The organism is Acinetobacter colistiniresistens (assembly GCF_000413935.1).
Lineage (GTDB): Bacteria > Pseudomonadota > Gammaproteobacteria > Pseudomonadales > Moraxellaceae > Acinetobacter > Acinetobacter colistiniresistens.
In genome coordinates this window covers 197,840-219,742 of sequence record NZ_KE340376.1, presented here as the reverse complement: position 1 = coordinate 219,742, position 21,903 = coordinate 197,840, and the positions used below count along the sequence as shown (strand labels likewise).

Annotated in this window: 16 protein-coding genes, 2 pseudogenes and 1 other annotated feature; of the genes and pseudogenes, 7 read left to right on the top strand and 11 right to left on the bottom strand. The window is 41.9% G+C overall.

Annotated features, from left to right (window positions below):
• Window positions 1-57 precede the first annotated feature (57 nt).
• Complete coding sequence (locus F907_RS16420) at window positions 58-1,071, bottom strand: AraC family transcriptional regulator (RefSeq protein WP_005244141.1); 1,014 nt, start codon at window positions 1,069-1,071, stop codon at window positions 58-60.
• A gap of 478 nt (window positions 1,072-1,549) precedes the next feature.
• Here F907_RS16420 and F907_RS16425 point away from each other — a divergent pair, with 478 nt between their 5' ends.
• From F907_RS16425 to F907_RS16445, 5 genes are all read left to right on the top strand, one after another.
• Window positions 1,550-2,668, top strand: coding sequence for a CaiB/BaiF CoA transferase family protein (locus F907_RS16425; RefSeq protein ID WP_016651145.1), 1,119 nt, complete (start codon window positions 1,550-1,552; stop codon window positions 2,666-2,668).
• Between the two features lie 144 nt (window positions 2,669-2,812).
• Window positions 2,813-4,036 (top strand): carbohydrate porin, encoded by a 1,224-nt coding sequence (locus tag F907_RS16430; RefSeq protein ID WP_171067791.1) that lies wholly within the window; start codon window positions 2,813-2,815, stop codon window positions 4,034-4,036.
• Window positions 4,037-4,176: 140 nt separating this feature from the next.
• Window positions 4,177-6,582, top strand: a complete 2,406-nt coding sequence (locus F907_RS16435; protein WP_016651144.1) for a glucose/quinate/shikimate family membrane-bound PQQ-dependent dehydrogenase — start codon at window positions 4,177-4,179, stop codon at window positions 6,580-6,582.
• A gap of 173 nt (window positions 6,583-6,755) precedes the next feature.
• Window positions 6,756-8,399, top strand: coding sequence for a nitrite/sulfite reductase (locus F907_RS16440; protein ID WP_016651143.1), 1,644 nt, complete (start codon window positions 6,756-6,758; stop codon window positions 8,397-8,399).
• On the top strand, window positions 8,392-8,877 hold the full coding sequence (locus F907_RS16445) for a DUF934 domain-containing protein (protein ID WP_016651142.1): 486 nt from the start codon (window positions 8,392-8,394) through the stop codon (window positions 8,875-8,877). The genes F907_RS16440 and F907_RS16445 overlap by 8 nt, the downstream gene beginning before the upstream one ends.
• 56 nt (window positions 8,878-8,933) lie before the next feature.
• On the opposite strand, the gene F907_RS16450 is transcribed toward F907_RS16445, so the two are convergent.
• The 3 genes from F907_RS16450 to F907_RS16460 all read right to left on the bottom strand — a co-directional run bounded on the left by F907_RS16450 (window position 8,934) and on the right by F907_RS16460 (window position 11,313).
• A complete protein-coding gene (locus tag F907_RS16450) occupies window positions 8,934-9,377 on the bottom strand; it encodes a VOC family protein (protein WP_016651141.1) in 444 nt (147 codons plus the stop codon).
• A 134-nt stretch (window positions 9,378-9,511) separates the two neighbouring features.
• Entirely contained in the window at window positions 9,512-10,687 is a 1,176-nt protein-coding gene (locus tag F907_RS16455; RefSeq protein WP_016651140.1) for a thiolase family protein, read from the bottom strand.
• Window positions 10,688-10,797: 110 nt separating this feature from the next.
• Complete coding sequence (locus F907_RS16460) at window positions 10,798-11,313, bottom strand: GspH/FimT family protein (protein WP_016651139.1); 516 nt, start codon at window positions 11,311-11,313, stop codon at window positions 10,798-10,800.
• Window positions 11,314-11,695: 382 nt separating this feature from the next.
• On the opposite strand from F907_RS16460, the gene omp38 reads away from it, so the two are divergent.
• Window positions 11,696-12,745, top strand: coding sequence for an outer membrane protein Omp38 (gene omp38, locus F907_RS16465; RefSeq protein WP_016651138.1), 1,050 nt, complete (start codon window positions 11,696-11,698; stop codon window positions 12,743-12,745).
• Between the two features lie 127 nt (window positions 12,746-12,872).
• Here the strand turns inward: omp38 and F907_RS18990 are convergent, their stop codons facing one another.
• The 7 genes and pseudogenes from F907_RS18990 to F907_RS16495 all read right to left on the bottom strand — a co-directional run bounded on the left by F907_RS18990 (window position 12,873) and on the right by F907_RS16495 (window position 19,708).
• Window positions 12,873-13,031 carry a hypothetical protein gene (locus F907_RS18990; protein ID WP_005269371.1) on the bottom strand — a complete coding sequence of 53 codons (159 nt, stop codon included), beginning with the start codon at window positions 13,029-13,031 and terminating at the stop codon, window positions 12,873-12,875.
• Window positions 13,032-13,035: 4 nt separating this feature from the next.
• A complete protein-coding gene (locus F907_RS16470; RefSeq protein ID WP_016651137.1) occupies window positions 13,036-14,241 on the bottom strand; it encodes an RtcB family protein in 1,206 nt (401 codons plus the stop codon).
• Between the two features lie 241 nt (window positions 14,242-14,482).
• Window positions 14,483-14,578: pseudogene (locus tag F907_RS19420) on the bottom strand (hypothetical protein); the annotation flags it as partial.
• Window positions 14,579-14,616: 38 nt separating this feature from the next.
• Window positions 14,617-15,836 (bottom strand): IS3-like element ISAba19 family transposase gene (locus F907_RS16475; RefSeq protein ID WP_087486619.1). Its coding sequence is split into 2 segments (ribosomal slippage): window positions 14,617-15,560 and window positions 15,560-15,836, totalling 1,221 coding nucleotides; the frame shifts between segments, so codons are not numbered across the junction.
• Window positions 15,445-15,561: a sequence feature (AL1L pseudoknot), on the bottom strand. Its footprint overlaps the gene before it by 117 nt.
• A gap of 51 nt (window positions 15,837-15,887) precedes the next feature.
• Window positions 15,888-17,252, bottom strand: a pseudogene (locus tag F907_RS16485) (amino acid permease); the annotation flags it as partial.
• Window positions 17,253-17,270: 18 nt separating this feature from the next.
• Window positions 17,271-18,287 (bottom strand): methyltransferase, encoded by a 1,017-nt coding sequence (locus F907_RS16490; RefSeq protein WP_016651135.1) that lies wholly within the window; start codon window positions 18,285-18,287, stop codon window positions 17,271-17,273.
• 62 nt (window positions 18,288-18,349) lie between these two features.
• On the bottom strand, window positions 18,350-19,708 hold the full coding sequence (locus F907_RS16495) for a uracil-xanthine permease family protein (RefSeq protein ID WP_032861654.1): 1,359 nt from the start codon (window positions 19,706-19,708) through the stop codon (window positions 18,350-18,352).
• Between the two features lie 176 nt (window positions 19,709-19,884).
• Between F907_RS16495 and typA the strand changes: the two genes are divergently transcribed.
• On the top strand, window positions 19,885-21,720 hold the full coding sequence (typA, locus tag F907_RS16500) for a translational GTPase TypA (protein ID WP_005269377.1): 1,836 nt from the start codon (window positions 19,885-19,887) through the stop codon (window positions 21,718-21,720).
• Window positions 21,721-21,903 lie beyond the last annotated feature (183 nt).

Genomic DNA, 21,903 nt, shown 5'->3' with positions numbered 1-21,903 from the left:
TAGCATATTTAAAATGCAGTGTTCAACGACATAACGTTAAACACTGCATTGAAACGATTAGTTGTGATGACCGTGTAACTGACGATATAAACCTGGTGTCACACCTGTCCATTTCTTAAAGGCACGGTGGAAAGTACTGGTTTCACTAAAGCCCACTTGTTGTGCCACATCTTCAAGGGTGAGATTTGGCGTAAGTAACAGGTGAATCGCCGCATCACGACGCAAGGCATCTTTAACACCCTGATAGCTTTTACCTTCGGCAGCCAAGCGACGACGTAAGGTTTGTGGTGATAAATACAACATTGCTGCCACATCGTTGAGCGTTGGCATTTCTTCACCAATTTGACTCTTCAATACATCGCGAATACGTGAAGTCAATGAGTTGGTATTTTTGAACTTCACTAATAATTGTGCAGGTGCTGCTTTCAGGAATTCTTCTAAAGTCTTTTCATCTTGACGAATCGGGAGATCAAGATAATCGGCAGCAAAGGTAATTTCGGTGCGTGGTGCATCGAATTGCATCACAGGTGCAAAGAACAAGGCATCATATTCATCGGCATGATTTGGACGCTCATAACCAAAATGCACGCGCTCCAAAGGTAGACGACGTTCAATTAACCATGACGCAAGACCATGCCAGATCATCAACATACTTTCAGTAATAAAGTGATCTGGGTCTAAAGCTTTGGGAATGTGTGGCACCAAACGTGCTTCATGTTTATCACGCTCTAAGCTGACAGCCCACTCATCTCCAAACAGTTTGTAAAATTGAGAGGAGAGTTCCAGTGCCTGCCCAAGCGTTTTAGAATGGATAATCAATTGGCACATGATGGCAAAAGTACCTAAACGACGTGGTTGTATATCAAAACCGACATGTTCGTCTTGGGTGACCATCCATAGCATTTTTATAAAACGGGTGTATTGCTCTGGAGAGATTCTAGCCTTCGGTTGGCGGAGTAGTTCTGCTTCTATGCCGACATGTGAAAGTAATGTTTCAACGTCCATGCCTAGGCGTTTAACACCTGTTAAAGCCGCATTCACGAAGTGGATGCTGATCGTATCACGGCTCATATTGAATCCTTCAGTTTCTTTACTATTCACGATAATTGACCTAAATAACCGTCTAAAATAAAAAGGGCTTGTTAGTTGATCAGATATAGCTGCGACAATAGACATTTTTTAGATGGTACAAGGCGTGGCTTGTGAAATTTAGTACTTCTAAATGAGCATGACATAACGCAGTAGCATCAAAAAATGCCTTTGTCCCGTAGGGTTGTAACAAAAATTTCCTCATACATCGTTATAAAACTCGGAAATGAATTATCATTCCTGTCGTTTCATGCCTCGTCTGATAAAATTTTTGCCAACAACGCAACATATATATGATCAATTAACAAGCCCTATGGCAATTGACAAGAAAAATAATTGCGCCTTGTATACATGTTAAATTGCCGAAACTATCAAGGTAAATGGCTGAACATGACATTGTTTTTGTGTTTATCCACACCTAGTATAAAAGAAAATTTAAACAAATTGAGTAAAAAATATTATGCCATCTGCACTAAAGGGATTGAAAGTCCTCGACTTTTCGACTTTGTTACCAGGACCATTTGCCAGTATGTACCTTGCGGACATGGGTGCAGAAGTTATCCATGTGGAATCACCGACGCGTCCCGATCTGGTAAGGATTATGCCACCTTATGCTAACGGTCAGGCCACTGCACATAGTTATCTGAATCGAAATAAACAGTCGATTGCACTCGATCTGAAAGATGCCGCTAATATTGAACTGATCAAAAATAAAATCTCTGAGTTTGATATTGTGCTGGAGCAATTTCGTCCTGATGTAATGCGCCGTTTAGGCTTGGATTATGAGACTTTAGCTGAGATTAATCCGCGTTTAATCTACTGTTCCATTACAGGCTATGGTCAGACGGGAACATATAAAGATCGGGCAGGACATGATATTAACTATTTAGCACTAGCAGGCGTGTCGGGGCATAGCGGTCGTCAGGATAGTGGTCCACCACCACTGGGGATTCAAATTGCAGATGTGGCGGGCGGCTCTTTGCATGCGGTGATTGGTATTCTTGCTGCTGTGGTTGAGCGGCAACGCAGTGGTCTTGGGCAATATCTTGATATTTCCATGACGGATTGTGTAGCGAGTCTGAATAGTATGGCCGCTTCAGCTAGTCTGGCTGGACAAACGCCACAAGCGCCTGAAGCTGGCATGCTGAATGGTGCAAGCTTCTATGATTATTACCAAACCAAAGATGGACGTTGCTTCTCGGTGGGGAGTTTAGAGCCACAATTTATGGCGGGTCTGGCTACAGCTTTAGAGTTACCTGTACTGCTTGCCAAAGGGACATCCTTTGATCCAGAAGATCGACAAGCGGTGAAACAAGCCTTGCAGGAAAAGTTTCAAACCCAAGATTTTGCTGCATGGCAACATTTGTTCCAACGTCTGGATATCTGTGTTGAACCTGTACTCAGTCTGGATGAGGCATTGGTCTCGCCCATCGCGCAGCAACGGGGTTGGGTGGTAGAAGTCCCATTATCGGAAAATGCAGCACAAACTGAGCCTCAGTTGGCCTGCCCAATCAAATTTTCTCGTTCACAAATGAAGTATGCTTTTATTGGTCAGGGTTTGGGTGAGGGTAAATGGTAGAAAATATGTGCGACTAATCACTGATTGTTAAAATATTGTACAGATTGTTAACATTTTGAATAAGTTGTAATTTAAAAATAAGAGTAACCTTTTATACACAATAACATAAAAGGTTACGTAAACATGACAATCTCTAAATCTATGATTGTTTCCTGTTTATCCGTTCTCTCATTGAGTCTTTTCACACAACATACTCAAGCAGCTTCTTCCGCATTTGATCCAAATGGTCAATGGCTGTTTGGTGATTGGAACGGTCAACGCACTGCGTTGCAAGAACAGGGTTACAAATTTTCTGCTGATTACACTGGTGAATTTGCAGGGGTTTTAGATTCTAAACAACACTCAAGCCATGGCAGTGAGTTCACTGGACAATTGGCTTTGGGTACACATTTCGACCTGAATAAAATTTTAGGTTGGCAAGATACTGAAGCCCAAATCACGGTGACCTATCGTGATGGCCAGTCGTTGTCTCAAACTGCAGATGCCTTACAAGGACATCTTAGTTCTGCGCAAGAAGTCTGGGGGCGTGGGCAAACATGGCGTCTAACGGACCTGTGGATCAAAAAGAAATTTTTAGATCAGGCTTTGGATGTCAAAGTTGGTCGTTTTGGCGAAGGTGAAGATTTCAATAGCTTTGACTGTGATTTCCAGAACTTGGCCTTATGTGGTTCTCAGGTGGGTAACTGGGTTGGTGACCAATGGTATAACTGGCCAGTAAGCCAATGGGCATTGCGTGTCAAATACAACTTGCAACCAGACCTATACGCACAAATCGGGGCATATGAATATAACCCTGAAAACTTGCAACGTGGCAAAGGTTTTAACCTGAGCACAGATGGTTCACGTGGCGCGATTATTCCAGCAGAAGTGGTCTGGACCCCAAAACTGAGTGCGCAGTCTTTACCGGGCGAGTATCGTTTTGGTTATTACTATAGTACTGCTGATGCTGCTGAAATTGAAAATCCTGCCAGAACTGGACATAAACAGGGTGGCTGGTTTACAGCGAAGCAGCAGCTTACTCGCCATGATGGTCAGTCTGATCGTGGTTTAACGGGCTTTGTGAATATTACAGTTCACGACTCTAAAACCAATTCGGTTAAAGACATGCAAAATGTTGGTTTAATCTATAAAGGCCCATTTGATCAGCGTCCTAAAGATGAACTTGCTTTGGGCGTCGCACGCATTCATGCCAACGATAAAAATAATGGTTTACTGGATGATGAATATAACACCGAGTTGTATTACGGCATTCATGCGACCAACTGGTTGACCATTCGTCCAAATATTCAATATGTCCATCATGTGGGTGCATTGAAAGATGGTGATAAGACTTGGGTTGGCGGGATTAAGTTCCAAACCATTTTCTAATTTCGATACTCGGGCAACTTTGCAGCTTGAGTCCAGACATGGGTGATATCTGCAAAGTTGTTGTGATTTGAACTCGACCATAAAAAGAGACCTTTTTTGCTTTTTATGGATCCAAAATATAAAAGATGCAAGGTGATCTTATGAATCAATCTGCTTCAAAATCTGGGCTTAGAACATTGACGGTGGTGATAATCTCCCTCATTGCATTGTTCTTGCTGATTGGTGGTATCTGGCTCGCAGCAATTGGCGGGTCTTTTTATTATGTGATTGCAGGCGTGCTGTTACTGATTGTAGCGGTACAACTCTATAAACGAGCGTCAGGGCCGTTATGGGTCTATGCCGCATTGATGTTAGGGAGTGTGGTTTGGGGTGTTTGGGAAGTCGGAACGGATTTCTGGGCACTTGCACCACGTCTTGATATCCTCGGTATTTTGGGGCTGTGGTTACTGGTTCCTGCGGTAACGCGTGGTATTGATAATCTCACTTCAAGTAAAGTAGCGCTCTCATCGACTTTGGCGATTGCGATTGTGGTGATGGTGTATTCGATCTTCAATGACCCACAAGAAATTAATGGGGTGATTCAAACACCACAACCCGCACAAGCGAAAGCGGTGGATGGGATTGCACCTGAAGATTGGCCTGCGTATGGCCGCAGTCAGGGCGGTGAGCGTTATTCTCCACTGACACAGATCAATGATAAAAACGTCAAAGATCTAAAAGTGGCTTGGACATTGCGTACCGGTGATTTCCGCACTGAAAATGACTCAGGTGAAACCACTAACCAAGTAACGCCAATTAAGATTGGCAATAACATGTTTATGTGTACGCCACATCAACATTTAATTTCAATTGATCCTGCGACAGGTAAGGAAAAATGGCGTTTTGATCCAAAACTCAAAACAGATAAAACCTTCCAGCATTTAACTTGTCGTGGTGTGATGTACTACGATGCGGCCAATACCACTGAATTTGCAACCAGTTTACAGGCGAAAAAGTCGAGTTCAACTGAGTGTCCGCGTAAAGTATTTGTACCTGTGAATGATGGACGTTTAGTTGCTGTGAATGCAGATACAGGTAAGGCATGTTCTGACTTTGGTCAAAACGGTGAAGTAAACTTACAGGAATTCATGCCATACGCCTATCCGGGTGGTTATAACCCAACTTCTCCGGGTGTGGTTTCTGGTACAACGGTGGTGATTGCGGGTTCTGTAACGGATAACCATTCGAATAAAGAGCCTTCAGGTGTAATCCGTGGTTATGATGTCAACACGGGTAAGTTGTTATGGGTATTTGATACAGGTGCAGCTGATCCAAATGCAATGCCTGGTCAAGGCACAACTTTTGTACATAACTCACCTAATGCTTGGGCGCCGCTTGCCTATGACTCAAAACTGGATATCGTCTATGTACCAACAGGCGTCGGTACACCAGATATCTGGGGGGGTGACCGTACTGAGTTGAAAGAGCGTTATGCCAACTCAATGCTGGCGATTAATGCAACGACAGGTAAGTTGGTCTGGCACTTCCAAACCACACATCATGATTTGTGGGATATGGATGTACCATCACAACCTTCATTGGCCGATATTCAAGATAAATCAGGTCAAACAGTCCCTGCGATTTATGTATTGACCAAAACAGGGAATGCCTTTGTTTTAGATCGTCGTAATGGTCAGCCGATTGTACCGATTACAGAGAAACCTGTTCCACAAACGGTGAAATGGGGTCCTCAAACCAAAGGTGAGTTCTACTCAAAAACTCAACCGTTCTCTGACTTCGATTTAGCACCAAAAGACAAATTGACGGATAAAGACATGTGGGGTGCCACCATGTTTGACCAGTTGATGTGTCGTGTGAAATTTAAGAGTTTGAACTATGACGGTATTTATACGCCACCTTCTGAAAACGGAACTTTAGTATTCCCTGGTAACTTGGGGGTATTTGAGTGGGGGGGTATGTCTGTAAATGCGGATCGTCAGGTTGCAGTTATGAACCCGATTGGTTTGCCGTTCGTGAGTCGCTTAATTCCAGCAGATCCAAATCGCCAAGCCGTTGCACGTGGTGCTGGTACGGAGCATGGTATGCAACCGATGTATGGCACGCCATATGGTGTGGATATTAGCCCGTTCCTTTCTCCATTAGGTTTGCCATGTAAACAACCAGGCTGGGGCTTTGTTGCTGGCGTGGATTTAAAAACCCATGAAGTGGTCTGGAAAAAACGTATTGGTACCATCCGTGATAGCTTGCCAACATTATTCCAATTACCACCAGTGAAAATTGGTGTACCTGGTTTAGGTGGTTCGATTTCGACTGCGGGTAATGTCATGTTTGTTGGTGCAACACAAGACAATTACATTCGTGCCTTTAATGTTTCAAATGGTGACAAGTTATGGGAAGCACGTTTACCTGCGGGTGGACAAGCAACACCAATGACTTATGAAGCCAATGGCAAACAGTATGTGGTGATTATGGCGGGTGGACATGGTTCATTCGGCACCAAAATGGGTGATTATCTCGTGGCTTATGCATTGCCAGATAAGAACTAATTTCATTTAGAAATTATCCGCAAAAGCCTAGATTCGTCTAGGCTTTTTCTTTTTGTGGCAATTAGATAGGCTTATCAATAAAACCGTTATTAAATATGCAAAAAAAGCATTTTGTTGATGAATGAAAGCTCGCTATGCTAGTCGCCTTTATAATGAATGACTAGCCATACGCCATGTATTTATATACGGATTTCGATCAACAGCTGATTAACCAACGTGTTGCTCAGTTTCGCGATCAGACAGAACGCTATTTAGCAGGAAAATTAACAGAAGACGAATATCGTCCATTACGTTTGCAAAATGGTCTGTATGTGCAACGTTATGCGCCCATGCTCCGTATCGCTGTGCCGTATGGCTTGATGAATACCAAACAACTCAGAAAAATTGCTGAAATTGCGACTGAATATGACCGTGGCTATGCACACGTTTCAACTCGTCAAAATATTCAGTTGAACTGGCCTGCATTAGAAAATGTACCGGATATCCTTGCTGAACTGGCAACGGTACAAATGCATGCCGTACAAACCTCAGGTAACTGTATCCGTAATACTACGACTGACCAGTTTGCAGGTGTGGTTGCGGGTGAAATTGCGGATCCACGTCCGACCTGTGAATTGATTCGTCAGTGGAGTACCTTCCATCCTGAATTTGCCTTTTTGCCACGTAAGTTCAAAATCGCGGTTTCGGCTTTAGCAGAAAAAGACCGTGCTGCCACAGCATTCCATGACATCGGTGTTTATCTGGTGCGTAATGATGCAGGCGAAATGGGCTACAAAATTATGGTGGGCGGTGGTTTGGGGCGTACCCCGATCATTGGTAGTGTGATCCGTGAATTCTTGCCACGTGAAGATTTGATTGCTTATTTGGAAGCAACTTTACGTGTGTATAACTTGCATGGCCGTCGTGATAACAAATACAAAGCGCGTATCAAAATTTTGGTGAAAGCCTTAACACCAGAAGTGTTTGCACAAAAAGTGGAAGCTGAGTTTGAGCACACACGCGAAACATTAAAGATTCAACCTGAAATCTTGAAAAAATTGGATGAAGAGTTCACTCCATTTGCTTATCAAGATTTAGAAGATCAAGATTTCACAGCTTTGTTTGCTGAACATCCAAAATTCAAACAATGGTTCAACGTTAATACCAATGCACATAAAGTCAAAGGCTATCGTATTGTGACGATTTCCTTGAAGCGTGCTGGCGTTGCTCCTGGTGATGTCACCACTGAAGAAATGAACTTAATCGCAGATTTAGCCGATAAGTATACCTTTGGTGAGTTCCGTACCACCCATGAACAAAATATTTCGCTGGTGGATGTACCACAAAAAGATTTATTTGAATTGTGGCAAACGCTTGAACATCACAACATGGCGCGTGCACATATTGGCTTTATTACCGATATTATTTGCTGTCCAGGCGGCGACTTCTGTTCATTGGCCAATGCCAAATCGATTCCGATCTCGGAAGCGATCAGCCGTCGTTTTGAAGATTTAGACACAATCTATAATTTAGGTGAGCTGGATCTAAACATTTCTGGTTGTATGAATGCTTGTGGTCATCACCATGTCGGCAACATTGGTATTCTCGGTGTGGACAAAAAAGGGGCTGAGTTCTATCAAATCACACTGGGTGGACATGCTGATCATGATGCATCATTGGGTGATATCCTAGGCCCATCTTTTGCTGCTGATGCTGTACCTGATGTGATTGATGAAATCTTGAATACCTACCTTGACTTACGTAATGAAGGTGAGCGCTTTATTGATACTTACCGCCGTGTCGGCATTCAACCATTTAAGGAGCGTGCTTATGCTTAATACAACGCTACAAGTGCTGTTTAAAGATGGCACGATTGCTGACAATAGCTACCAAATTATTGCTGAAGAGGGCGTTGTTCCACAAGGTGATGTGGTGGTTACAACGGCACAGTTGGATCAATTGGCACATGTACAAGGCAAGAAGGCGTTGTACATTACAGTTGATGATTCACCTGAAACACACCAATTTCCATTAAATGAGCTGGATGCGATCTTTATTGAGTTTGCTGGTTTCAATGATGGCCGTGGCTATTCATTTGCTGCTTTATTGCGTCGCCAAGGTTATCAAGGTGAATTGCGTGCGGTCGGTGATATCTTTAAGGACGTTTTAAACTATTTAAAACGTTCTGGCTTCGATGCTTTTGTCGTGAAAGAGGGTAAGGATATTCAGGAAGCGGCTGCAGGGCTTCAGGACTTTACCAACCCTTATCAAGCATCGACAGCTGTGCCACAAGCAAGTTATCAAACTGGCGCGTAAAGAGATTGAAAGAAAAAAAAGCTGAACTATAGTTCAGCTTTTTTATTTGATGCAGATTATTCATCTAACTGGCAATTGATCATCCACTTGATCCCGAACTGATCGGTAAAAGCACCATAGAGCGCACCCCAGAAGGTCTTTTCGAGTGGCATTTCGATTTGGCCATTCGCAGATAAAGTATCAAACAGCCGCTGTGCTTCATCCAACTCATCTGGATCGAGATTGATGGAAATATAGTGATTTGTACCTTGGGTAAAGACACTATTGGGTGCACAGAACTGATCATTGGTATCAGATGCCATCAATACGGTGAACTCATTGATGGGCAAGGACACGTGTAAAATTAAATTTTTATCAGCTTCTGAGAGGCTAATACCCTCAGTCGGTGGCATATCGCCATAACGACTAAGCATGGCAAATTCACCGCCAAAAACAGATTTATAAAAGTTAAATGCTTGTTCTGTTTGTCCTTTAAAATTTAGATAATGATTGAGTTGCATGTGGGACTCCTTGTTGTTTTTTTATACAATGCATAACTTATCGGGATTTTAGCAATTGATGCATTATTTTTTGTAATCCTAAACATAAAAAATCCTGCATTAAGCAGGATTTTTTGAACAAATTGAAAAATTATTTAGATCAATTCAATTGCGACCGCAGTTGCTTCACCACCACCGATACACAGCGCAGCAACACCTTTCTTACCACCTGTACGTTTAAGTGCGTGAATCAATGTCAGGATGATACGAGAACCTGTAGAGCCAACAGGGTGACCCAATGCACAAGCACCCCCATTAATATTGACTTTTTCGGCATCTAATTTGAAATCATCGATTGGGCACATGGTAACCATGGCAAAAGCTTCATTGATTTCCCAGAGATCGACGTCTTTCGCATCCCAACCAGCTTTGTTCAATACTTTTTGAATTGCACCTACAGGAGCAATGGTAAATTCAGATGGGTGCTGTGAGTTTGATGCAGTCGCAATGATTTTTGCCAATGGATGTAAACCACGTTGCGCAGCAACATCGCTAGACGTTAGTACCAGCGCTGAAGCACCATCAGAAATTGAACTTGCGTTTGCAGCGGTAATGGTCCCATCTTTTGCAAAAGCTGGTTTAAGTGATGGAATTTTATCGATTTTTGCACTTAATGGTTGTTCATCTTGGTCAACAATCACGTCACCTTTACGAGTTGAAACGGTGACAGGTACGATTTCATCCTTAAAGTAACCTTCAGTAATTGCCTTTTGTGCGCGTTGCAAAGATCGAATCGCAAAATCATCCATTTGTTCACGCGTATAGCTACGTTTGTTGGCCATATCTTGTGCAAATGAGCCCATTAAACGACCTGTTTCCGCATCTTCTAAGCCATCAAGGAACATATGGTCTTTAATTTCACCATGACCCATACGATAACCCGCACGTGCTTTAGGTAATATATAGGGTGCATTGGTCATTGATTCCATACCACCCGCAACTACGATTTCAGCACTGCCAGCCTTAATCATATCGGTTGCTTGCATCACGGCTTTCATGCCAGAACCGCAAAGCTTGTTAATGGTGACTGCACCTGTAGAATCCGGTAAACCTGCTTGACGCATGGCTTGGCGTGCAGGGCCTTGTTTTAAACCGGCAGGTAGAACACAACCCATGATTACTTCTTCTACATCAGTTGGTTGCAGACCAGAACGAGCAATTGCTTCTTTAATTGTTACTGCACCTAGTTCTGGTGCTGTTACACCTGAGAGTGCACCTTGGAAGCCGCCCATTGCTGTACGAGCGCCGTTAACGATTACGATGTCAGTCATGATGTGTCTCCACACTTATAATTTATAAAAATGTTCCAAACTTAAGCAGTATAGTAAAAAAAGGATCTGAATAAAGTGTTTTACCTATTTTAGGCTAGACTGAAGAGTTTTTAGCAATGCGATAACTTTTCGAAACGTATATTACCCATTCGGCTTAAAAGAATTTTCGTATGATGGTTTGGGGAGGCGGAGCAATAGGTGAAACTGCCGTTTGATGCTAAAGGAAGACCATTACTGGATTGAAATATAATAGAATCGGGCGTATTACCAAATGCTCTATAGCTTAAATGACCATATTTATGATTGAGTGCAATTGTAAATAACAATGTTTCCTCTAAATCTCGTTGTCTATTCCGATTGCTATCAATAAATCCAATAAAGCCTTTATTCCAGTCATGATCACAATGAGTAGCATTCGAACTTGGGCACAGCATCACATTTTTATGATGAAGTTGTGCATCCGTTTTTGCTTTTTGTATATGAATTGTGAGGATTCTTTTAAGGTGGACTACTTCATTTGAGATCATAATTTCACGGAAATAGGGGGCTGCAAAGGTGGTTAAAATGGCTAAAATTCCAAGCGTAATGAGTAATTCGATTAGAGTCAGTCCATGAAATTTAAACATATTATCTCTTTGTGTTTTTATTAAATTTTTGATTAACAAACACTTGGGTTGAATTTTTGTAATCCTGATAAGGATTGATAGTGAAAATATAACTAATAAATTAATTAAGAAATACTAAATCGCAAGCTTTAAAACCATAATCCATCCCGATATTAAATGGGAATTGAAAATTTACTGAACTACAACGGAAATTGTAAGAAATTTTGTCAATAATTTACGAGGTTAAAGTTATCAAGCACTTGGAAAATTCATCAAGTGTTTGTATGATTCAAAGTGAAGTGAATAGCTTAAAAAATAATACTGTTGGACATTCGTGTTCTCAGGACGAAAAATCATAGGCTAAGCTTACACAACAAACAATTGTTATCTCTGGAGGATATCCATGAAATTGAGTCGTATTGCACTTGCTATGCTTGTTGCTGCTCCTTTAGCTGCTGCTAATGCGGGTATTACAGTAACACCATTGATGCTTGGTTACACATTCCAAGATTCTAAAAGCAACAATGGTCCTAAGCATTTAACAAATGGTCCTGAAATTAAGGATGACTTATTTGTTGGTGCTGCACTAGGTGTTGAATTAACGCCATGGTTAGGTTTTGAAGCTGAATACAACCAAGTTAAAGGTGATGTAGACGGTTCTACTCCTAATGCTGGTTACAAGCAACAACAAATCAACGGTAACTTCTATGTTACTTCTGATTTGATCACTAAAAACTACGACAGCAAAATCAAGCCTTACGTATTGTTAGGTGCTGGTCATTACAAATATACATTTGATGATGCTACTCCAGCTCAATTGGGTCGCGCTGGTCGTGGCTTGAAAGAAGAAGGTACTTTGGGTAATGCAGGTTTTGGTGCTTTCTGGCGCTTGAACGATGCTTTGTCTCTTCGTACAGAAGCTCGTGGTACTTATAACATCGATGAAGACTTCTGGAACTATACTGCACTTGCGGGCTTAAACGTAGTTCTTGGTGGTCACTTGAAACCTGCTGCTGCAGTAGTAGAAGTTACTCCAGTTGAACCAACTCCAGTTGCTCCACAACCACAAGAGTTGACTGAAGACCTTAACATGGAACTTCGCGTATTCTTCGATACGAACAAGTCTGACATCAAGCCACAATACAAGTCTGAAATTGCTAAAGTTGCAGAGAAGTTAGCTGAGTACCCGAATGCGACAGCTCGCATTGAAGGTCACACAGATAACACTGGTCCACGTAAGTTGAACGAACGTTTATCTTTAGCGCGTGCTAACTCTGTTAAGTCTGCACTTGTTAACGAATACAACGTAAGCGCATCTCGTTTGACAACTCAAGGTTTCGCTTGGGATCAACCGATTGCTGACAACAAGACTAAAGAAGGTCGTGCTATGAACCGTCGCGTATTCGCTGCGATCTCTGGTAGCCGTACTGTTCTTGTACAACCAGGTCAATAAGCTCAATCATCTGAGTTTATGAACTGAAAAAAAGCGACTCGTCAGAGTCGCTTTTTTTATTTGAGTAATTTAAATATTGAACCATTTTGTTTGTTCTCCTTCATCGTTAGAGGGGTGTGATTTTGAGTTACCACATCTGTTTTTTTAGTTGCTGTTTGGCATCCTGTCTTGCACGACGATGCTGTGCTCGTGGTTTCTCTGTTTCATGAACGCCACCTTTTTGTAATAAAGGGGAGAGTGCAACTGGGTTTCGCACTTTGATTTTAGGCATTTCCTTGAGTTTCATATCATTAACCTTTAATGCATAAGATTTGTTTGAGGGTGTGCACAATTTCGATCAAATCAGCTTGGTTTGCCATAACTTGATCAATATCTTTATAGGCAGCTGGAATTTCATCAATCACAGCGCTGTCCTTTCGGCATTCAATCCCTTGGGTTTGCTGAATCAAATCATCTTGGCTAAATAGCAGTTTTGCCTTGCTACGGCTCATTTTTCTGCCTGCACCATGTGAACATGAGCAAAAGGACTCAGGATTGGCCTTACCTTTGACAATATAAGACCGAGCACCCATTGAGCCCGGGATAATACCCAATTCATCTTGGCCTGCCCGAATTGCGCCTTTACGTGTAATCAATAGGTTCTCACCAAAGTGGGTTTCTTGACTTACATAATTGTGGTGACAGTTAATTGCTTCTTTGGTCATTTGAAAAGGTGGTAGCAGTGGGCGAATCGCTTCTAGGATTAGACGCATCATTTCACGCCTATTTTCAAAGGCATATTCTTGTGCCCATTCAACTGCTTCAACATAATCGTCAAAACTATTTGAACCTTCAGCAAAATAACTTAAGTCTTTGTCAGGGACGTGACCGAAACGATGCTGCGCTTCTTTTTTTGCCAATTCAATAAAATATGTACCAATCACATTGCCTAAACCACGGCTACCAGAATGCAGCATGACCCAGACGTCCTGATTTTCATCCAGACACAGTTCAATAAAGTGATTGCCGCCCCCTAGGGTCCCCAGTTGTTTTTGCCAAGTGGCATCAAACTTTCTAAGCATTCGAACCAGACCTGGATGTTTCTTGATGATGGGTTGTAAGCGTTTTTCTAGCCGAATAATACTAGAAGCTTTGGCTTTCACTTGTTTATGTAATTCAAAGCCGACAGGGACTTTGCGTTCAATCGCATGGCGTAATGGTGCTAGATGATCTGGCAGCTGTGACGCTTTAAGATTGAGTCGAATCGCATTCATGCCACAACCGATATCAACCCCTACTGCTGCGGGGATGATGGCACTTTTCGTGGGAATCACGCTACCTACAGTCGCACCTTTGCCGACATGTACATCAGGCATCACGGCAATATGTGAATAAACAAATTGAAGTTGTGCCATTTTTTTGAGTTGTTCAATACTTTCGCTATCAATGTCGTTGGTGAAAATTTTCACTGGAACGCCATATTCAGCCTCAGCATTGAGTATTTTTTGTATGCCCATTTTCTTGTCTCGGGTATTTTAATTGTTGGTCCGAATAGGCGTAAAAAAACCTAGCGAATGCTAGGTTAAATAGAGCATTCGGACAAGCGATCATAATATTTGAACACTTATCCGTGAGTCGACAGTGCCAAATCTTATGGTGTAGTTCCTAGTTGTAATGGCATGCTGTCGTCCTCCTATTATGTGGTGCCGTTGAAAATATGAGCGAGATTTTACTCATATTTTCATTTGGGTCAAGTTTTTATTCGCCTTCTTTCACATTCATATCTTTATATGCAATCAGTTTAGTCTTGTGTTTCCACTTGTAACCGAGCCAAATTGCCAAAAATAATGGAATGAACCGTACCGGGTTTGTCGGAGACTTTTTTATTTAAGTTAAGCCACCTGACCTAACGGGTTAATCTTATCATAGTACATTGCTTCAAACTCAAAAGGCGATACATAACCCAGTGCACTGTGTACACGCTTTTTATTGAACCAATCTACCCAGTTTAGTGTCGCAAGTTGTACATCTGCTAAACCTTGCCAATCTGCTTTTAAATATTCAATCACCTCTGTTTTGTATAAGCCATTCACCGTTTCAGCCAGAGCATTATCGTATGAATCACCCGTTGTACCGACTGATGCTCGTAAATTTGCTGCTTCTAAACGATTGGTATAGCGAATGGAAAGATATTGCACACCTCTGTCGGAATGATGAATCACATTCTTTGGCATGCCTCGATCATGCAATGCTTGCTCTAATGCATCAAGCACCATATCTGTATTCATCCGTGTAGATACTTTCCATCCAACAATTGCTCGTGAGAACACATCAATAACAAATGCGGTATATACCCAGCCTGAATGAGTTTGAATATACGTAAAGTCACCCACCCATAGTTGGTTTGGATGATCAGCATTAAAATTACGTTTCACTAAATCATCTGCCCGTTTTTGGTCATCTCGGTTACGGGTGGTTTGTTTATTCTTACCACGCCAAACACCTTGTATACCTAGCTTTTGCATCAATCGAGCAACTGTACAACGTGCAATAACATAACCCTCACGTTTCAATTTTTGCCAAACTTTACGTACACCATATCGACCTGAACTTTCTTTCCAAATTCGTTTAATTTGTTCAGCATGATACTCATCATGTAGATCTCGTTTCGCTCGATGTTCTGGATTGTCAGTGAGATCTAAAGTTCGGTAATAGGTTGAAGGTGCAATCGGTAAAATTCTACAAATCGCTTCAACACCATATCGATCTTTATTGTTATGGATAAAATCCACCATTATTTGTGTGGGCGGTCGAGCTCCGCCTGGGCGAAAAAAGCGGCTGCTTTACGTAGAATTTCATTGGCACGTTTTAATTCTTTAATTTCACGTTCCATTTGCTTCATTTTTTCTTGGTCAGATATCTGTTGTACTTTGGCAGGATTTAGTTGATCCAGATGCTTTAAATACCAAACACGCAATGTTTCAGGAGTACAACCGATTTTAGGAGCAATAGCTGTGATTGCTGCCCAAGTAGAAGGATAATCTTTTTCAGATTCAATTAGTAATTGAACCGCTCTTTCTCTAATTTCGGGGGTATAGTTTGGTTTTGTCATCGGGATAGTCTCTCAGAATATTGACTCTCCGACAAACCCGGTACGGTTCAGAATGCTGATATAGGTTGAGATTAAACCTAACCAATCAATTTTTCCACCGAGCAGGGCTTGATAGTTCTGACCTAAGATAATGATCGAACAAAGAATAAATGCAAACCATGGTGCAAATGGGAAAAACTTGGCGCGGTAAGCAAGGTCTTCAACCTTATAACCTTGCGCGATATACCCTTTACGGAAACGATAGTGCGAAATCGCAATCCCGAGCCAGACAATGAAGCCACACATGCCTGACATGTTGAGTAACCAGTTAAATACCTGTTTCTCGCCAATGAACGTGGTTAAGAAGCACAGCGCCGCAACCGCAGTCGTTGCATAGAGGGCATTCATGGGTACGCCGCGACCATCCAGTTTCGAGAACCACTTTGGCGCGCGACCTTCTTTGGCCATATCAAATAACATACGGGTAGAAGAATACATTCCAGAGTTACCCGCAGATAAGATTGCACTGAGAATCACCGCATTCATTAAACTTGCTGCGAAAGCAAAGCCTGCTTTTTCATACAGTAATGTAAATGGTGAAAGTGCAATATCTTCACTTTGAGCTGCTTTTAACAACAGTGGGTCGTCATAGCTGACCAATGTCCCGATAATAAAGATACACAGGATATAGAATAGTAAAATACGCCAGAAGATCTGTTTAATCGCTAAAGGAATGGTTTTCTTCGGATCTTTAGATTCACCTGCTGCAACCCCCACCATCTCAGTCCCTTGGAAGGAGAATCCGGCAATCATGGCAACCCCAATCAGGGCTTGTAAGCCACCGACAAAAGGCGCTTCTTTGTAAGTCCAGTGCTGAAATACCGATACATTAGGTGTCAGCATGATTTTAGCAATCATCCAGATCCCAATGACAATAAACACGATAATGGCAATGACTTTGATCAAGGAGAATAAAAATTCACTTTCACCAAAACCTTTCACCGTTAAGGCATTAATCCCAAAAATAATGGCAAGGAAGATTGCACTCCAGTAGAACCCGGGAATATCGGGGAACCAGAATTTCATGATGAATTGAACCGCAACCAATTCAAATGCAACGGTAATCGCCCAGTTGTACCAATAGTTCCAACCCAAAGCAAAACCAAAGCCGTCTTCGACGTAGCGACTGCCATAGGTAAAGAATGCACCCGATGTTGGATTGTGCGTGGCTAATTCACCCAAACTGGTCATCAAGAAGTAGATCATGATACCAATGAGTGCGTAGGCCAGTAAGGCACCGCCAGGACCGGCAGTGGCAATGGTTGAACCAGAAGCAAGGAATAAGCCTGTGCCGATCGATCCACCAATCGCAATCATGTTCAGGTGACGTGCCCCGAGCTTACGCTGAAGGTGTTGAGGAGCAGATGTATCGCTCATAAAATTTCCTTAAACTGTTTATTTTGCACAGGCATATAACACCCTGAATCCTTGTTGATCAGCTTTCACCATACATTGACCGAAACTTTGCTCAATGAGTGGGGGATAGTTCAGAAAACGATTTGCCACGATCCATAATTCACCCGAACTCTTCAGATGTACTCTCGCAAGTTGGCAAAGCTCTTCACTTGCATCGTAATTGGTATGAATCCCCTGATGAAAAGGTGGATTGCTTACGATCGCATCCAATTCTTTGGGTGCATCTCCAAAACCTGTTACAGGCTGGAGTGTTAACTGATTGAGACTCAGATTGTTTTTCTGAAAAGTCAGCTCAGTTGACCGTAATGCAAATGCATCAACATCAAGTGCAAAAATTTGTTGGTTCGGATTTAGCTTGGCTAAATAAGCGCTAATAATTCCAGCACCACAACCAAAGTCGGCAATCTTACCTGATTTTACTTGGCTAAGGTAAGGGACTAATACGGCTGTTCCGACATCTAAATGATTTTGACTAAACACACCCGGTAGGGCACAGATCTCTAATTGATCTTGATCTATTTGAACTGTATAGCTTTTTAACCAGTTTTCAAGTGGTTTTAACTGTTCAGTTTTCTCAATTTTCATTTGCCAAAATTGACAGTGACGTGCGCTATCGAGTTTTAATGTTTTACCATAAGGCTGTAATTGCTTGGCTGCTCGCTCAACACCGCCTTTTTTTTCACCAACTAAAAAAACCTGTTGATCTCGTTTTAGGTGGCTCACGACAACATGCAGAATATAGTTTAATAATTCTTTTGATTTGGGAACAAAAATAACAACTTGATCAAACTTGGCTTGAGGAAACTCAACTGAAAAATGTGAGTTGATATCAGCTTTTAAAAAACCTAGATGATCAGCATAATTCCAAGTCCAGACAGATGTCTGAACTTGGTTTGCTAAGTTTTTGGCGAGCTGATCATTGGGTGCATTGATCAATAAGACTTGGCCATTTAAATAATCTTGCTGTCTGATGACAACTTCACTACGTGGATCCATTTTGATCTCTCATCAAAAACAAAGCCCAGTCGTGAAACTGGGCACTTGCGATTGTTTGTTGATTACTTATGTGTATCGGGTAAAACAATGTTTAAAATCAAAGCGGCAATACCGCCAGTTGCGACACCAGAGCTAAAAATATTTTTAAATAGCTCAGGCAGGTGTTCAAGAATTTGAGGAACTTGAGCGACACCTAAACCAAGTGCAAGTGAAATCGCAATAATCAGCAAGGCACGACGATCGAGATGAATACTCGAAAGAATATTAATCCCAGACGCGGCTACAGCCCCAAACATCACCATCACAGCACCACCAAGGACCGCTTGTGGCACGGCTTGAATTACAGCAGCTACAGCAGGGAATAAGCCTAAAATCACGAGCAGCACAGCAATCCAGATTCCGACATAACGACTTGCCACGCCAGTCAATTGAATTACGCCATTGTTTTGTGCGAATACTGAGCTTGGGAAAGTATTGAAGATACCTGCTAAGAATGAGTTTGCACCATTGACTAGTACACCGCCTTTAATACGTTGCATCCAAACTGGACCATCAACTGGTTGATTCGAGATTTTACTGGTCGCAGTGACGTCGCCAATTGCTTCAAGTGAAGTGACCAGATAAATGAATGCCATTGGAATGAATAAGCTCCAAGAGAAACTTAATCCAAAATGCATTGGGGTTGGAATTTGAATTAATGGTGCATCATTGAGGACAGCAAAGTTCAGGTGTCCCATAAAACCAGCAAGAATATAGCCAATCACCAGTGCAATTAAAATGGCTGAACTTTTCACCCAAACAATGCGGATTCGATTCAGTAAGATAATAATTCCAAGAACAGTACAGGACATGATCAAGTTGTCTGCATTGGCAAAAGTATTGTCTTGCATGGCGGTATAACCACCGCCCATGCTGATCAAACCTTCTTTAATCAAAGTAAGGCCAATCAACAGCACCACAATGCCTGTGACTAAAGGAGTAATCAGCTTTTTAACCCAAGGTAAAATTCGTGATACACCCATCTCAATAAATGAACCTGCAATTACGACACCAAAAATGGCGGCCATCACTTGCTCAACAGGGGTGCCCGCAGCCACCATAGCACTACCAATCCCGATGATTGGTCCGATAAAATTAAAGCTGGTACCCTGAACAATTAACAATCCGGCACCAAAAGGGCCAACTTTTTTACATTGTAAAAAAGTTGCAATTCCTGAGATGATCAGTGACATGGAAAGGATCATATTGGTGTCTTCGCGAGAGACGCCAAGTGCCAAACAAATCAGTAATCCAGGGGTCACAATCGGGACTAAAATCGCCAAGAGATGCTGTAGGGCGGCTAAAAATGCAACAAAAGGTTTCGGTTGATCATTGAGTCCATAGACCAGATCAAGCTGCTGCTGAGGTTGTGAATTCGACATGGGAGTATAAAAAGCGAGAGGCATTAGAGCAATATTCTAATAGAGTTAGCTCGCTTTACCAACGATTCAATGACACTTCGTCAGAAAAAAAGTGCACTGTCAATAAACTGTCACTACTAAAGTTTAGTATTTTTCTGTATAATTTGCCCTCAAATTTAAAGCGTATCGAATTTTACATGTCAGATATTAAAACTCTCCGTAACATTGCCATTATTGCGCACGTCGATCATGGTAAGACGACTTTAGTCGACAAACTTTTACAACAATCAGGTGCTCTTGGTGATCGCGCAGGCGAGATTGAACGTGTTATGGATTCTAACGCGCTTGAGTCTGAACGTGGTATTACCATTCTTGCAAAAAACACTGCAATTAAATGGTTAGATGCACGTACTAACACTGAATACCGCATTAACATTGTTGACACCCCGGGACACGCCGACTTCGGTGGTGAAGTTGAACGTGTAATGTCGATGGTTGACTGTGTATTGCTTCTTGTAGACTCACAAGAAGGTCCAATGCCACAAACTCGTTTCGTAACGCAAAAAGCGTTCGCACGTGGTTTGAAGCCAATCGTGATTATCAACAAAGTTGACAAGCCTAGCGCGCGTCCAGACTGGGTTATTGATCAAGTTTTTGATTTGTTCGATAACTTAGGTGGTACTGACGAACAGTTAGACTTCCCAGTTGTCTATGCTTCTGGTCTTCGTGGTGTTGCTGGTCCTTCACCAGAAGAATTAGCGGAAGATATGACACCGTTGTTCCAAACTATCGTTGATATCGTTGAACCACCAGCAGTTGATGTTGATGGTCCTTTCCAAATGCAGATTTCATCACTTGACTATAACAGTTTCGTAGGTGTTATCGGTGTTGGTCGTATTCAACGTGGTTCTGTAAAATTAAATACACCTGTTACTGTTGTCGATAAAGATGGCAATACACGTAACGGCCGTATCTTAAAAATCATGGGTTACCATGGTTTAGAGCGTGTTGATGTTGAATCAGCTTCAGCTGGTGACATCATCTGTATTACGGGTATTGATGCATTAAACATTTCTGATACGATTTGTGATCCTAAAAATGTTGAAGCATTACCAGCATTGTCTGTAGATGAACCGACTGTATCGATGACTTTCCAAGTAAACAACTCACCGTTTGCTGGTAAAGAAGGTAAATTCGTAACTTCACGTAACATTCGTGAACGTCTTGACCGTGAATTGATTCACAACGTAGCACTTCGTGTTGAAGATACTGACAGCCCAGACCGTTTCAAGGTTTCAGGTCGTGGTGAACTTCACCTTTCAGTTTTAATTGAAAACATGCGTCGTGAAGGCTTCGAAATGGGCGTATCACGTCCACAAGTGATCATGAAAGAAATCGATGGCGAAAAACAAGAGCCATACGAAAATGTCACTTTTGACGTTGAAGAACAGCATCAAGGTTCTGTAATGGAACAAATGGGCTTCCGTAAAGGCGAAATGACCAATATGGAAGTTGACGGTAAAGGCCGTATCCGTATTGAAGCAACTGTACCTTCGCGTGGCTTGATTGGTTTCCGTTCTGAATTCCTAACTATGACTTCTGGTACAGGGATCATGACATCAAGCTTCTCGCATTACGGTCCAGCAAAAGCAGGTACTGTTGCGAAACGTCAAAATGGTGTGTTGATTTCTATGGTTCAAGGGACTTGCTTGGGCTATGCATTATTTACGCTTCAAGACCGTGGTCGTTTATTCGCTAAACCACAGTTAGAAGTGTATGAAGGTATGATCATCGGTATTAACTCACGTTCTGACGATATGGTTGTAAACCCAACCAAAGCGAAACAGTTAACTAACGTTCGTGCATCAGGTACTGATGAAGCTTTAACTTTAACACCTGCAATGGAATACACGCTTGAACAAGCGCTTGAATTCATTCAAGATGATGAGTTGGTTGAAGTAACACCAAAATCGATTCGTATCCGTAAGCGTTACTTAACTGAAAACGAACGTAAACGTAATCGTGATAAATAATTTTTCTTCACTGAAAAATGAAAAAACCGCTAAATTCATTTAGCGGTTTTTTATTGCATAAATCTGATGGGAGGAACATGCTTAAAGACATATTTTTATGAAAATAAAAAGTGTTGTTAAAGTGTGAAATAACTTTCTTTTTTTGATAAAAATATTAAATTATCAGCATTATGTGGATAACGG